The sequence below is a fragment of the Halobacteriovorax sp. HFRX-2_2 genome, from assembly GCF_043196705.1.
Taxonomy (GTDB): domain Bacteria; phylum Bdellovibrionota; class Bacteriovoracia; order Bacteriovoracales; family Bacteriovoracaceae; genus Halobacteriovorax_A.
This window is the reverse complement of record NZ_JBEBMT010000002.1, coordinates 301,215-315,802: the sequence shown is the minus strand read 5'-3', so window position 1 is coordinate 315,802 and position 14,588 is coordinate 301,215. Positions and strand designations below refer to the sequence as shown.

Annotated in this window: 16 protein-coding genes; 10 read left to right on the top strand and 6 right to left on the bottom strand. The window is 38.3% G+C overall.

Annotated features, from left to right (window positions below; genetic code table 11):
• Positions 1-52: 52 nt before the first annotated feature.
• Complete coding sequence (locus ABMA79_RS06715) at positions 53-739, top strand: LON peptidase substrate-binding domain-containing protein (RefSeq protein ID WP_393091196.1); 687 nt, start codon at positions 53-55, stop codon at positions 737-739.
• Here the strand turns inward: ABMA79_RS06715 and ABMA79_RS06710 are convergent.
• The gene (locus ABMA79_RS06710; protein WP_393091193.1) at positions 736-1,377 is read right to left on the bottom strand and encodes a diacylglycerol/polyprenol kinase family protein; all 642 of its coding nucleotides are present in this window, start codon (positions 1,375-1,377) and stop codon (positions 736-738) included. The two genes, ABMA79_RS06715 and ABMA79_RS06710, sit on opposite strands and share 4 nt — an antisense overlap.
• Positions 1,378-1,481: 104 nt before the next feature.
• Between ABMA79_RS06710 and ABMA79_RS06705 the strand changes: the two genes are divergently transcribed.
• Genes ABMA79_RS06705 through ABMA79_RS06680 form a run of 6 tightly spaced genes read left to right on the top strand, consistent with a single transcriptional unit; the run spans position 1,482 to position 6,637 of the window.
• A complete protein-coding gene (locus ABMA79_RS06705; RefSeq protein ID WP_021268144.1) occupies positions 1,482-2,447 on the top strand; it encodes a P-loop NTPase in 966 nt (321 codons plus the stop codon).
• 19 nt (positions 2,448-2,466) lie between these two features.
• Entirely contained in the window at positions 2,467-3,108 is a 642-nt protein-coding gene (locus ABMA79_RS06700) for a helix-turn-helix domain-containing protein (RefSeq protein WP_393091190.1), read from the top strand.
• A gap of 6 nt (positions 3,109-3,114) precedes the next feature.
• Entirely contained in the window at positions 3,115-4,086 is a 972-nt protein-coding gene (locus ABMA79_RS06695; RefSeq protein WP_392858587.1) for an RluA family pseudouridine synthase, read from the top strand.
• A gap of 2 nt (positions 4,087-4,088) precedes the next feature.
• Positions 4,089-4,673: a polyphenol oxidase family protein gene (locus ABMA79_RS06690; RefSeq protein ID WP_393091189.1), complete on the top strand. Its 585-nt coding sequence runs from the start codon at positions 4,089-4,091 to the stop codon at positions 4,671-4,673.
• A gap of 3 nt (positions 4,674-4,676) precedes the next feature.
• On the top strand, positions 4,677-5,828 hold the full coding sequence (locus tag ABMA79_RS06685; RefSeq protein ID WP_393091186.1) for a thioredoxin domain-containing protein: 1,152 nt from the start codon (positions 4,677-4,679) through the stop codon (positions 5,826-5,828).
• Positions 5,828-6,637 (top strand): TatD family hydrolase, encoded by an 810-nt coding sequence (locus ABMA79_RS06680; protein ID WP_393091183.1) that lies wholly within the window; start codon positions 5,828-5,830, stop codon positions 6,635-6,637. The genes ABMA79_RS06685 and ABMA79_RS06680 overlap by 1 nt, the downstream gene beginning before the upstream one ends.
• Here ABMA79_RS06680 and cysK read toward each other — a convergent pair.
• From cysK to ABMA79_RS06660, 4 genes are all read right to left on the bottom strand, one after another.
• On the bottom strand, positions 6,629-7,552 hold the full coding sequence (cysK, locus tag ABMA79_RS06675) for a cysteine synthase A (RefSeq protein ID WP_392858580.1): 924 nt from the start codon (positions 7,550-7,552) through the stop codon (positions 6,629-6,631). The genes ABMA79_RS06680 and cysK overlap by 9 nt on opposite strands.
• Positions 7,542-8,378, bottom strand: coding sequence for a serine O-acetyltransferase EpsC (gene epsC, locus ABMA79_RS06670; protein WP_393091180.1), 837 nt, complete (start codon positions 8,376-8,378; stop codon positions 7,542-7,544). The genes cysK and epsC overlap by 11 nt, the downstream gene beginning before the upstream one ends.
• Positions 8,379-8,477: 99 nt before the next feature.
• On the bottom strand, positions 8,478-9,401 hold the full coding sequence (locus ABMA79_RS06665) for a S1 family peptidase (protein ID WP_393091177.1): 924 nt from the start codon (positions 9,399-9,401) through the stop codon (positions 8,478-8,480).
• Between the two features lie 41 nt (positions 9,402-9,442).
• Positions 9,443-10,336 (bottom strand): hypothetical protein, encoded by an 894-nt coding sequence (locus ABMA79_RS06660; RefSeq protein ID WP_393091175.1) that lies wholly within the window; start codon positions 10,334-10,336, stop codon positions 9,443-9,445.
• A 151-nt stretch (positions 10,337-10,487) separates the two neighbouring features.
• On the opposite strand from ABMA79_RS06660, the gene gap reads away from it, so the two are divergent.
• From gap to tpiA, 3 genes are read left to right on the top strand one after another with little or no spacing between them, the layout of a single operon-like run.
• Positions 10,488-11,507: a type I glyceraldehyde-3-phosphate dehydrogenase gene (gene gap / locus ABMA79_RS06655; RefSeq protein WP_393091173.1), complete on the top strand. Its 1,020-nt coding sequence runs from the start codon at positions 10,488-10,490 to the stop codon at positions 11,505-11,507.
• Positions 11,508-11,534: 27 nt separating this feature from the next.
• Positions 11,535-12,731, top strand: coding sequence for a phosphoglycerate kinase (locus ABMA79_RS06650; protein ID WP_393091171.1), 1,197 nt, complete (start codon positions 11,535-11,537; stop codon positions 12,729-12,731).
• A gap of 28 nt (positions 12,732-12,759) precedes the next feature.
• A complete protein-coding gene (tpiA, locus tag ABMA79_RS06645) occupies positions 12,760-13,485 on the top strand; it encodes a triose-phosphate isomerase (RefSeq protein ID WP_393091168.1) in 726 nt (241 codons plus the stop codon).
• Here tpiA and ABMA79_RS06640 read toward each other — a convergent pair whose 3' ends face one another.
• Positions 13,486-14,571 (bottom strand): hypothetical protein, encoded by a 1,086-nt coding sequence (locus ABMA79_RS06640; protein WP_392858570.1) that lies wholly within the window; start codon positions 14,569-14,571, stop codon positions 13,486-13,488.
• Positions 14,572-14,588: the final 17 nt, after the last annotated feature.

Below are 14,588 nucleotides of genomic sequence, written 5' to 3'. Positions count from 1 at the left end.
ATTTTAATAAGGTTTAATATGCTTCAAATGCCTATAAAAGCTATGATAAAGCATGACTTTAAACTTCCCTGAACGTATCGAAATTCCAGTAATCACTCTTCCCAATATTGTTTTTTTCCCGGGAACATCCCTTCCTCTTTATGTTGTCGATGATATTTTTCAAGACATTTTTGAAGAGGCCACTTGTGCAGGAAATCCCGTTGGGATATCTCTGGCCATGGAAAAAGATTTTGAAACCTACTTCGCATACCCATGTGAAGTCTTTGGTATTGGACAACCTCTTATGATTGAAAGAGTGGATGGAAATACACTCAAGGTGTTGGTACGTTGTATAGGAAAGTGCCAAGTTAATTACCCAACGCAATCTAACCCCTACCCGATGTATAATGTAACGATTTTAAAAGATGATGAATGTGTCATGAGTAATATTGATGAATTTTATCGCCTTGAAAGTATTCTCTACAATTGGCTAGATATTAATATTCCAAATGATCAAGATCGCGACTACTTTATTGAAACCCTTAATAAGCCCGATCAAATTATCAATTATGTTGCCACTTTTATTATCAAGAGCCGTCAAATTCGACAGCTTCTCTTAGAGCAAGATAATATCAATGATAAAATTAAAATTTTAAATTCTCTGATAACAGATGAACATATCTTTCATGAAGACCCTATCGTGGCACAGGCCTTTGAAGAATTTGTTAGTGAAAAGCTTCAGTTAAAGCAGGCCAATTAAACAAGGGCCACAAGAATATTAACTAAGGCCATTGCACAAGCACTAAAGAATGAGAGCGTGAAGTTATCATCTACTCGAGTAGACAGTAATTCAATAAAGGCCGTTGCAATAGCTGTAAAGAAAGCAAAGATAATTATTTTCAAGCTTAGTGGAAAATACATAAGCCCATAAATTGCCACAATTAAAAATGTCGTTAAAAAACATGCATACGATCCCTCAAAAGTTCGATCTTGCATTACTTTTCTTCTTCCATAACGAATCCCCACAAATGAAGAAGCAGGGTCTGCTAGTGAAAGAATGATTGTTGCTAAAAGTGCAATTTGTTCATCAAAGAAAAAGAAAGAAAGTCCAATACCTAAAAGAAAGAAAGGCGTACCTGTAAAGCCATTAATCTCAGTATCCCTTAGAACCCCACGACAAGAGTTGATGAATACTTGATTAATTCCATCAAATTTCAAACGAAGAATTTCAACTAGTGTAAATAAAGCACTCGCTCCAAGAACAACAATTGAAAACTTATGAGAATCAAGATTAGACAGAAGATAAATTGAGGCAATTCCCAATCCTGCAAAAATATGAACTAACTTTCTTAATAAGTGTGGTTCAAACTTGCTTGGGAATCTATAAATACTTTCCATTACAACAATATATAATTTTAGAAAAATAAAATAAAGACCTTTTCGAGGCTTTTTAATTTTGGCTATAATGATGGAAAGTTAAGCAAGTAATACAAGGACGTATTTTGAATAATAGTACAAATTCACATTTAGCAGATGCTGGCCAATATCTAGGTGCATCAAACAATGGCAAGAAAATTTGGGCCATTGGTGGCGGAAAAGGCGGCGTAGGAAAAAGTCTTGTTACGTCAAACTTATCGATTTGCCTTGCCCTAATGGGGATGAAGGTAATTGCCATTGATATGGACCTTGGAGGTGCAAACCTTCATACATGCCTTGGGGTAAGTGTTCCATCGAAAACTTTAAGTGACTACTTCACTAAACCAAATACAAAACTTTCAGATCTAATCACTCCTACTCCTCTTAAGAATTTAAGCTTAATTAGTGGAGCACAGGATAATTTAGGAATGGCCAATCTTAAGGCCGCTCATAAATCAAAAGTTTTAAATGATCTTCGTGAATTAGATGCCGATTATATTCTTCTCGACCTCGGAGCGGGAACAACTAATAATACTTTAGATTTCTTCTTAGGAGCTGATCAAGGTATCTTAGTAACTCTTCCTGAGCCAACCTCAATTGAGAATACTTATCGTTTTATCAAGTCAATCTACCACCGCAAACTTCAGTCGGTTGATGACTTCTTAGAGCTAGGGCCACTTATTGATAAAGTTTTAAATGGAAAAGTTGGTGAAAACCGCACTCCATCTGAAATTATTGAAAAGGCCATGCAAATCAATGAGGCACAAGGCCTAAAATTAAAGAGAGAAATCGAGGCCATTACTCCAAAACTAGTTATCAATCAGGCAAGAACGCAAGCCGATATTGATATTGGTTTTGCTATGAGAATCATTTCTAAGAAGTACTTCGGTATCAACTTAGATTACGTTGGATTTCTTGAATACGATGCAACGGTTTGGCAAAGTGTAAAGAAAAAGAGACCTCTCATTCTAGAGTTCCCAAATTCAGCACTTGTAAAGAATTTTGAGCACGTTATCAATCGTATTTTAAATCTAACGAAGAAAATTGTTTAATTAATTTAATGAGGAATAAATGAGTAAAGAGAAGAACTATTATGAGGTTTTAGAAGTTGCACCTAATGCTTCGGCCGATGAAATTCAAAAAGCATATACAGCAGCAAGAACTGCATATAGTGGTGACAGTCTTGCCATTTACTCTCTCCTATCAGAAGAAGAGGCACATAAAGTACTTGAGCTTATTGAGGAAGCTTATAATATTCTAAGCAACCCAACGAAGAGAAAAAAGTACAATCAAGCACGTGGAATTGTTATTGAAGATGATACAAACTATATTCCAACGTCAAAGCCTAGTGATGAAAATACGATTAAAGTGACAAATCAGATGAATCGTCTCGTGGCCAAGAAACGCTACGGCCTAGAGTATGAACAGAACGCGGAGTTTGAAAAAGAAATTGAACAATGTAGTGAGTACACTGGTGAATTCCTTAAGAAAGTTCGCGAATACAAAAAAGTTGATGTTAGTCGCATGTCTGATATGACAAAGATTTCAAAAACATTTTTACAATATATTGAAAATGAAGAAGTCGATAAGATGCCTGCTATCGTTTACGTTAGAGGATTCGTCTACCAATATGCAAAAGTCTTAAAGCTAAACCCTGATCTAGTAGCTAACTCATACCTTCAAAGAGTTAAAGCTTTAAAGGAAGGCAATTAAATTGTCATGAGTGATCAAAATTCTAAGTTTGTTATTAAGATCACCCAAGAAGACCATGATGAGTTTACTCGACTCGATCAAGTCCTTGCTAGTAAGCTTGAGCAATCACGAAGTTTCCTAAAGGAGCTTTTTAAAAAAGGCTCCATTACTTCTAATGTAAAAATTGAACTAAAGAAAATGCCTGCTGTAGGTACAGAAGTTCTTGTTGATATACCTCCCCCAAGAGAGTCCACTGCAAAAGCAGAGAATATTCCACTAAAGATTTTATTTGAAGACGAGCATCTAGCTATTGTCGTAAAGCCTGTTGGAATGGTGACTCACCCTGCGCCAGGAAATTACACAGGAACTCTTGTCAACGCAATCCTTCATCACTGTAAAGACATTCAAGGTGTTGGCGATGAGAAGCGTCCAGGGATTGTTCACCGTCTTGATAAGGGAACAAGTGGTGTTATGGTTGTGGCAAAGAATCAGAAGTGTCACGAAGAGCTTGTAAAACTCTTTCAGGCCCATGATATTGATCGCTACTATGAATGTATCAGTGTAAGCACAAAGCTTGCTCCAGAAGGAAGATTAGAGTCTACTATCGGACGTCATCCAAATAATCGTTTAAAAATGGCGGTGAATGTACGCACAGGCAAGAACTCTATCACGAATTATAAAGTACTAAAGTATTACCAAAATCTAAGCCATGTTGAACTTAAGCTTGAAACAGGACGTACACATCAAATTCGTGTTCACCTGAGTCAGCTTCTCAATGCTCCTATTCTTATGGACCCTCTTTATGGTGTGCCCAAGAATGATCTCTTACGAGTAGATAACCGACTTAGGGCCATTATCAAAGATTATGAGCATCCTTTTTTACATGCAAAAATTCTTGGCTTCACTCACCCTATTACGAAAGAAAAATTATATTTCGAAGAACCACCTCCACCAATCTTTCAAGAAGTCCTCGACTTTCTTGAGTCGGAATCGGAGTAGACTTGGCAAAGCTACTTTATCAAAAGAAAATTTCAGATTATCTCTTTGAAGTTTATGATGATCGACCTGATTTTGAATTTGATGAAGTGAAGCAAATCCATTCCTCTATTGTAGTCAATGCTCCTGCTTCCAATGATAATGAAGCTGATGCAATAACGTCTGAGCTCCAACTCGATCGCCCACTAGCGATAAAGACCGCTGATTGCTTACCCATAGTAATTATTGGTAAATCAGGAGTCGCAAATATCCATGCTGGTTGGCGTGGCCTAGCTGAAGAAATTATCCTAAACGACGAAATTAAAAAGATTGAACCTGAAATTATCCTGATTTGTCCACACATAAGTGCTGTAAATTATGAGGTTAGCAAAGAATTTAAACAAAATTTTCCTAACTCCCAAGCTTTTGCCGTGATAGAAGGCAAGTTAACGTTCAGCTTAGAGATGGAAATTAGGGAACAAATTTCAAATAATTTCCCAAAAGCACATGTCATATCTACCAATATATGCACATTTGCAAATCTCAACTATAATAGCTTTAGAAGAAATCAAACAACTAAGAGAAATTATAATATTTTAAAAAGGAATTAAAATATGACTGATAGTTTTTTAAATCGCCTAAGTTTTAACAAGAGAGTTTTATTTTTCGTTGCAGGTCTTGCAATGTTTATCCTCTCTATTTATCTAACAAACCACTACTACCAAGTTAAATTCCCTGTAGGTTTTGGTTCGGCCTCTGCATGTAATATTAATTCATTCTTAACATGTGATGCTGCGACCCTTTCACCTCTATCAAATATTGCTGGTGTTCCTATTTCAATTTTTGGAATTGTTATGGGTGCCATGGTAATGCTTTTTTATATGGTTGATAGTAAAAGAGCTGAAGGAAGTTTATTTCTTCTACTTCTCCTAAACGGTATTGGATGTCTTATCCTATTTATCTATTCTTTAGTAATGCTTGGAACTCTATGTCCATTCTGTACACTTTACTATGTCGCTTCTTGGCTTGGTCTGGCCATGATGTTTCAGTACAAAGCAGATCGTGATTTTGATGCGAAATTCTTTGTAACTGCTGCTATCTCTATGGTTATTAGTGGTTCTGTAGCCTATGGTTTTACAAACTCAAAAGTTGAAAACTCGACTGCAAGAAATGCACAAATCGTTGCTATGTTTAAGAATCTAAATAACTTAGGAACTCCAGAAAAAGCTTCACCTTACCGTCTCGCTTCTTCTTCGGAGGATTTTAAAGATGCACCAATTCAAATGTCAGTCTTCTCAGACTTTCAGTGTCCAGCGTGTAATGCACTTAACCTAGTTCTTCCAACGATTGAAAAGAAGTACGAAGGTAAAATCAATATTCAATACTTCTTCTATCCACTTGATCACAACTGTAATGCTGGAATGAGCGGACCTCTTCACCAGCTAGCTTGTGAAGCTGCTTACCTTGCAAGCTGTGTTGGACCTCAGAAATTTAAATCAGTGCATGATGCAATTTTTGAGAACCAATCAAGCCTAACTGCTGAATGGATTAGCAATAAAGGAAAAGAGTTTGGAGTAACAGAGTGTATGGCAAAGCCTGAAACAAAGCAGGCCGTTGTGGATATGATCGCTCAGGCCAATTCTTTTAATGTACAATCAACACCAACTCAGCTAATTAATGGTGTAAAAATTGAAGGTGTAAGGCCATTAAGTGACTATACTGCAATTATGGATCACCTTCTAAAAGAACATAAAGCTAAGAACTAATGAGTAAAAAAAAAGAAAGAATTATTCCTAAATATGCAGTGGGTCCGATCGAGACCCACTGTCATCTCGACTACCTCAAAGGCCAAGAATTAATTGATACTCTAGAAAAATGCCAAGAATATGGTGTTAATAAAGTTGTGACAATTGCGGTCTCTCCTGACAATCTAAAAAAAGTCAGAGAGCTCACGGCCAATGAAATCGTCTATGGTACTCAAGGGATACACCCTCATGAGGCCAAGCATATTACGCAAGATACTTATCAAGAGATTGAAGAAAGTTTAACTAACCCTAAGATTGTTGCTGTTGGAGAGATTGGACTTGATTACTACTATGAGTATTCAGATCCTACGATTCAAAAAGAGGCCTTTGAAAAACAATTACAAATTGCATGTGATAATGATCTACCAGTTGTTATTCATACTCGTGAAGCGGATGAAGACACAAAGGCCATCTTGAAGAACTTCTCAACAACGCTTAAAAGAAAGGGCGTCATCCACTCTTTTACTTCGGGAATCGAGCTTGCAGAGTTTTGTTTAAGCGAAGGGTTTCACATCGGATTTAACGGAATTGTGACTTTTAAGAATGCTGGAAATGTTCGCGATGTCCTAGATATCGTTCCTATTGAACAGATGCTTCTTGAAACAGACTCTCCGTATCTTACTCCAGTACCTTTTAGAGGACGTGAGAACGCCCCATTCTATCTTCCTTGTGTTGCAGACTTCATTGCAACTCATAAAGAAATAGATGCTCAAAAACTAATCGACGTTGCCAATAGCAACGCCGAAAATCTATTCTTTAAATTAAAATAATCCTTCAGTTGATAGATAGCGCTCACCTGTGTCGTAGCAAAAAGTTAGCACAGTTGAGCCCTCTGGCATCTCACTTATTTTCTTATCAACCGCCGCTAAAGACGCTCCACTTGAAATCCCCAAAAGAATTCCTTCTAAGCGAGCTGCACTTCTAGCAAATTCAAAAGCTTCATCTTTTGTTATTGTGACCACTTCATCCAATAGCTCACGATTAAGAACACTAGGAACAAAGCCTGCTCCTATTCCTTGAATTGGGTGAGGTCCTGGATCACCACCCGATAGAACTGGCGAATCACTTGGTTCCACCGCAATAACTTTTAAAGCGCTAAACTTCTCTTTTAAAACCTCTGAAACACCCGTGATATGTCCACCAGTTCCAACTCCAGTTATAAGATAATCAATCTTTCCATCGATATCCTCTAAAATTTCCTTTGCTGTTGTATCTCGGTGAACATCAACATTTGAAGGGTTATCAAATTGCATTGGCATCCACGAGTTAGACTCTTGCTCACAAATCTCCTGGGCCTTCTCTATTGCTCCCTTCATTCCCTTCTCTTTGGGAGTAAGAACAAGCTCAGCTCCAAATAAGGCCATCAAACGCCTTCTCTCTAAACTCATGCTCTCTGGCATTGTGATGATAAGTCGATAACCAAGAACTGCACAGGCCATGGCCAGCCCTACTCCAGTATTCCCAGATGTTGGTTCAACGATAACTGTTCCTTCTTTGACTAGGCCTTTCTTTTGGGCATCTTCAATCATTCGTTTCGCAATACGATCCTTAATTGAGCCGCCAGGGTTAGCACGTTCAAGCTTTGCATAGATTGTAATATTTTTCTTATTGGCCTCGGGAAAGAGACGATTAATTTTTACGAGAGGTGTATTTCCAACGGTGTCCAAAATATTATTAAATTTCATAGGTAAGCTCCTCGGTACTAAATTGTCGATCCTTCACATCTAAGTGAACTTCGCTTTTATGATAAACAATTGATTTTTTCTTCACACTTTGTGTTAGCCAAACATTCCCACCAATCGTTGAGCCTTCACCTATTACCGTCTTTCCTCCAAGAATTGTTGCATGTGCATAGATCACGCAATCATCTTCAATTGTAGGATGGCGTTTCGTATTCTCTAATTCCTTACTGACGGATAAAGCTCCGAGGGTTACCCCTTGATAAATCTTTACACGATTTCCGATAATTGCGGTTTCCCCAATAACAACGCCTGTTCCGTGATCAATAAAGAATGACTCCCCAATTTTAGCTCCAGGATGAATATCGATTCCTGTTTTATTATGGGCGTATTCTGCAATCATGCGAGGAAAGATTGTTAAAGATTTTCCATAAAAGAAGTGGGCCAATCGATAAGAGGCAATAGCAAAGAGTCCCGGATAGCATAGAACAACTTCACAGATATTTTTTGCTGCTGGATCTCCTTCTAAGAGCGCTGTCGCATCAACTTCAATCTTCTTTGCAAGTGTTAACAATTCTAGACTATAGCTTTCAATAAGTTTTGCCCTAGCATCAGTATCGAGCTTTAAGTGATTTAAAATTTGGTCTGCACTAATAAGGTGACGATTGAAATACAACTCAAAGTCTTCATAATTGAGAAATTGCATTCTGACAGAACCTGGTAAAATTATATTGAGGGCCTCTTCAACAAAATCCTCAATCATCTCAGGCTTTATTTCTGTATCATGACAAACTTTCTTCTTATGCTCGTAAAGCTTCTTTATCGTTTCCATCGCGCAATTATAACACGCAGTTAAGGAGACTTAATTCACATATTTCTTTATAAATGGTTAATAAAATAAGACTAGATTGTAAGTCATTGATTTGTATGACTATCGGTAGCTTCGAAGAATTTCATCTGAGTATTTATCAGCACAACTTAAGAGGTCTTTTTCGTTTTTAATGCCAAAGCACTCTTGAGCAATTTTAATATTTCGCCCACAGTGGAAGTCAGTAAACTCATCAGAGATTCTTGTTACCTTCTTAAGCCAACAGGCAGAGTGATAGGCCAAAGAATATAAAGTCGCGTATTTTCCTTCAGCACAAAAACCAAAGGAAGCAGAAACAACGGCCGCAATCTTTTTTTCTCCATTAACATCAACAAAAACCGGTCCACCACTATCGATATAACAAGTATCTGTTTGCTTATTTCTCATATCGATTTCATTGAAGAATGCTTCGAAGATCGGGATATCGGCCACCCTCTTTTGCCCATAAATAATATTGGCATGAGCTGAGTCCATTGGCATAAAGCCAATTTCGCCTGTGTAGCCAAATCCAACAGCTGTTGTCACTCCACCAGGTACCATCTTGGCCAGTACTTCTCTTGGGTCAGTAAGAAGAGAATAAAACTTTTTAACTTTCAAAGGCACATCAACAGTCACAACAGCAAGATCAACTGTTTTCAAACTTGCCAGATCGGCCAGTGGCCCATTTGGGTATTTAAATTTTAAGCTCGGGTGTAGCTCTATACCTGTGACGCTATATTGGGCATCAAGACTCTCTCTCGTTGAGGCCGTCATAGACTTACCTTCACCTAGGTAGACGCGAATTGATTTGAAGTTCTTATTCTCAAGACAATGAGCTGCCGTAAGAATATGCATTGGAGTTAGGGCAACCCCTGTACAAAATGGGCGCCCAAGCCTAACGAGGGCCACGACGCTCTGATATTCACCTTTGCTCACAGCTTCTCCCCCAACAATTGCAAAGCAAGAGCTAGAGAAAACAACGCAAAGGATCATAACATATTTTAGCATGACACTTCATAGCATAATCAGTTGATAAAGACTAGAAAGGATTACGAGTTATTTTGCTGATTCATCTCATAGAAGGCGCGATAGAGGCCCGCAAGTTGTTGCTTTCTCTTGGCCAAGTAATTCTGATCCAAAACTTGGGTAATTTCTTGAAAAATTTCGCGATGCACATCGGCTGCTTCATCTATTTTAGTATGACCTTCTGGCCTTAAAATATTGATCACATCTGTCGTCTTAAAATCACGAGCAACATTAGGCCCATCATTGAAAATAAAAGAGCGATCCAGCATAAAATTGAGGTTCTTTTTTACGTTCTTTGGAATGATGTCATTATCAAAGCCTACCGAGTCGAGAGTCACTAGAAGATTCACCTCTCGAAAACCGGCCTCTGCACTATTGAGTCGATTGGCCAAGTTCACAACTGCATCGCCCCCAAGAGAGTGGCCAACTAAGATAATTGGTTGATCCTTAGGTCGCCTAAGAACTTCCTCAAAAACCTTATCTTCCTCATTCCAGCTGACAAACTCTCCATCGCTAAAAGACTTAGCGATATCTTCAAGTCCACCTTTTGAGCTAAGAGTGGAAAGATGAAGACCTTCTAAAAAGAATATTGCAGGCTTATTAATTGGTAGTAATTCCTTTACCGGCTCAACCTTTTTAACCTCACTACTCTCTTCTGGTGCATTAACAGCTGACTTAGCAATTGTTGTCACAGCATCCACGGCCAATTTCTTTCCGGCCTGAGCAATAGCAAGAGCATCAGTTGATATTGATGCCTTGGCAGCAGCTTCGGCAACCTTAGCAGTTTTCTCCACAACTTTCGTTGCATCCTTAGCAAGCTTTTCAGGCACAGAGGCCTCACTCTTGATTCCACTTTCATAATCCGCTTTGGATTTGTAGTGAATGATATTTGATGGCATTTTTGAACTTGTCTGCATTAGTAAAATTATAGCTTGTTCAGCTATTTTTTGGGCAGTGAGCAAAATCGTCGCATCCTCTTAGAAATATGTGCTTTAGGTAGGCAATCTCTCTCGATTGTGGCATATTACAGGGGAATTTTTTTTTAATAATTAAGCACAGGAGTCAGGTATGTCTGGAAAGATCCGCGTTGGTATTAATGGTATGGGCCGTATTGGTCGTACAGTTCTTAGAGAAATCTTTAACCGCAATATTGAAAACTTAGAAGTTGTTGCTGTTAACTCACCAGGAGATATCAATGACTACGTTCACCTAATCAAGTACGATTCAGTATTTGGTCGTTTCAACGGTGACGTAAGTGTAGATGAATCACACAAAATGCATGTTAACGGAAAAGAAATTTCTTTTCACAAGTATAGAGACCCAAGTGAAATTCCTTGGACACAAGATAAAGTTGATATCGTAATTGATGCAACAGGTGTTTTTAAAGATCAAAAATCTCTAATGAAGCACGTAACTGGAACAGTTAAAAAAGTTATCCTTTGTTGCCCAGGTAAAGACGTTGATAACACAATCGTTATGGGGATCAATGAGAATACTTACGATGCTGAAAAACACACAGTTGTTTCAAATGCATCTTGTACAACAAACTGTCTTTCACCAGTTGCTAAAGTTCTTCACGATAAGTTTGGAATTACAAATGGTCACATGACAACTGTTCACTCTTATACAGGTGATCAAAATATCCTAGATGCTTCACACTCTGACCTTCGTCGTGCTCGTGCAGCAGCTGTTTCAATGATCCCAACAACAACAGGTGCAGCAAAAGCTGTTGGTCTAGTTATTCCTGAACTAAAAGGAAAGCTTGATGGTTTCGCAATTCGCGTTCCTACACCAAACGTTTCACTAGTTGACCTTACTGTTAACCTAGAAACAGAAGTAACAGAAGAAGAAGTAAATGCAGCTCTTAAAGAAGCAAGTGAAACTTCAATGAAAGGTATTCTTGGCTTTGAAGATGAGCCACTAGTTTCTGTTGATTACATGGGTATGAGAGAGTCTTCATGTGTAGACGCTCCACTGACAAAAGTAATTGATAAGAAGAGTGTAAAAGTTGTTACTTGGTATGATAACGAAGCAGGTTTCTCTAATAGAGTAATTGATCTTGCAGGCTTCATCGGTAGCCAACTTTAATACTTAAAAAGTAAATTAGGAAAAACTATGGCATTACAATTTATTGACAGCATTGATGAATCACAAATCAAAGACAAGAAAGTTCTTGTTCGTTTTGACTTCAATGTACCTCTAGATAAAGAAACTAAAGAGATTACTGATACAACAAGAATTGATAATGCTCTTGAAACGATCAAGCTAATCCTAGACAAAGGCGCATCTAAGCTAATTATGATGTCTCACCTTGGTCGCCCAAAGGGACAAGTTAATCCAGACTTCTCACTTGAGCCGGTTGCAACTTACCTTGCAGACAAGCTAGGAGAAGAAGTTACGCTAACTGAATCATGTCTTGATCGTGGTATTAAAACTCTACTTACACTTAACTCAAATAAGATCATCCTTCTTGAAAACCTTCGTTTTCACAAAGAAGAAACAGAAAATGATCGCGAGTTTGCTCGTAAACTTTCTGAATATGCAGATATCTATGTAAACGATGCATTCGGTGCTGCTCACAGAAAACACGCTTCAACTTATGAAATCAATGCATTCTTTAAGAACCATGCTTATGCTGGCCTTCTTATGAAAAAAGAGATTGCGGCCCTTTCAAAAATTACAGAAAGACCAGAGACTCCATTTGTTGCAGTAGTTGGTGGTGCAAAAGTAAGTGACAAGATCAAGATCATTGAAAGATTACTTTCAAGTGTATCAAGTCTTTTAATCGGTGGTGCTATGGCCTACCCTTTCCTAAAAGCAAAAGGAAATGAAGTTGGAACTTCTCTTTGCTCTGATGAAGACGTAAGTCTAGCAAAGAAAATTTTCTCTCAAAGTACTGCACATAAAATTGTTCTTCCAATTGACCACATCGTTTCAAGTGAGTTTGGTGGTAAGCCAGAAGCAGTTGATAAAGTAGGTATCCCAGATGGAAAAATGGGACTAGATATTGGTGAACAAACAATTGCAAAGTACAGCTCTCTTCTTCGTGAAGCAAAGACAATTCTTTGGAATGGGCCAATGGGAATCTTTGAAAATGAAGATTATGCCAAAGGTACTTTTGCAATCGCTGAAGCTTTAAGTGAGTCAGATGCCTACACTCTTGTTGGTGGCGGAGACTCAGTAAGTGCTGTAAACAAATCAGGACTTGCAAACAAGATGAGTCACGTTTCAACTGGTGGTGGTGCTTCTCTTGAGTTTATCGAGAAAGGTAGTCTTCCAGGAATTAGTGCTCTAAAATTTGGTGTTGAATAAAACTTAAATAATTAAAAGGGATGTAAATATGACTGAGAGAACGAAGTATATCGTAGGAAACTGGAAGATGAATCAGAACACAGAAGACGTTATCGCCTTCTTTGATGCTATCGACAGCTCTAAACTTCGTCACGAAGCATGGATTGCTCCACAAGCGATCCACATCCCTATTTGTCTTCAAAATACTGACGACTTTAAAATCGGTGCCCAAAACTGTGCAACTGAAAATAGCGGAGCCTTTACTGGAGAAATCTCTCCTGCTTCACTAAAAGACATCGGTGCCCACTTCGTAATCATCGGTCACTCTGAGCGTCGTTCAATCTACAATGAAGACGATGCAACTCTAAATACAAAAACAAAAATTGCCCTTTCAAATGATCTAACAGTTATCTTCTGCATCGGTGAAACTCTTGAACAAAGAGAAGCTGGAAAGGTCGAAGAAGTTCTTTCAGAGCAACTTCGTCTTGGTCTTGCTGGTATTAACAGTGATAAAGTCATCATTGCCTATGAGCCAGTATGGGCCATTGGAACTGGTGTGACAGCAACTCCTGAGCAAGCGCAAGAAACTCATGCTTTCATTAGAAAATTCATCAATGAAAGCTTAGAAATCGATGGCGAGAAAACTTCGATTCTCTATGGTGGATCTGTTAAGCCTTCAAATGTAGAAGACCTCCTATCATGCCAAGACATTGACGGAGGCCTTGTTGGTGGTGCTGCCCTACAAGCGGACAGCTACATGGGTCTTCACGCTTAATTAATAAACGTGAACTTTCATTTCTTCAGTATCGTTACAACTTAATTCCTTGTAAGTCTGAACATCATCAATTGATGGCAAACTTCCCCTTGGTAAGTATAGATTCTTAGTAACTCCTAAGACCGTTCCGTCGGGCTTAGCAAAGACACGCCAGTCTGTTCCCCAATCTGTTTCAAAATCAAACTCACCTAAATATTTTCTTTCTTCACCAAAATAAATAAGACTATCAACATTGATCTTCATATCACGACGAGCAAACTCCGGATGATATGGTAAGTAGAATTGAAACTCTTGGCGATCCCCTGCTTTAGCAGCTGGAAGAATCTTCAGAATTCCTTGTGAGTTAGTAATTGCAACTTCCATTGAGTCCTGAGTAAGAGTACGTACACCTTTTACAAGGTAGCCATTTTCTTTTGCGCAATGAAAGTAGTTATTAACTTTTAAAAGATCTTCTCTTCCATAAAAATCATGACGGAAGATAAGTGATTTTTTCTTCAAGAAGAATAATCTCTTCTTTGTATAACCAAGTTGTCCAACTGATGCTTTCAGAGATTTCTTAAGTCCTTTACGTGCATCAATTTTCTTTGTGAATGAATGAGTTATTAAGTTTGGATTATAACGATAGTGTCCTTCGCGTGAAATCTCATTAAGGATTCCTTCAGCATCACATCCAACAAGCCCAAGGTAGCGAATATTTGGATGCACAGACTTAAAAAGATCCTTAACATCCTTTCCGTTAATACTTAGAACTGCACCCATATTATTTGAGCCAGTTGTATTCTGACTTGTTCCGGCCGCATGGGATGCCCAGAACACAGCAATATTATTTGGGTTGTGAAGCTGGCGACGTAGCTCATGAAAGTCCACACTATGTTTTACAACAATATTGTATCCAGACTTATCAAAGTGCTTCTTGAAGATTTTTTCAAGTTTTGGATCAATCTTCCAGCCCTTAGGCTTGTACCAGATACGTGGTGTTTCAAGAGATGTTAGTAATACGACATTTGGTTTTACATCTTGTGCATAAGTAAAATGCGCAGAAACAAACGTCAGGACTGAGAGTGACAAAATAATTAAAGCTTTCATGCCTGAGAAATTAGCAT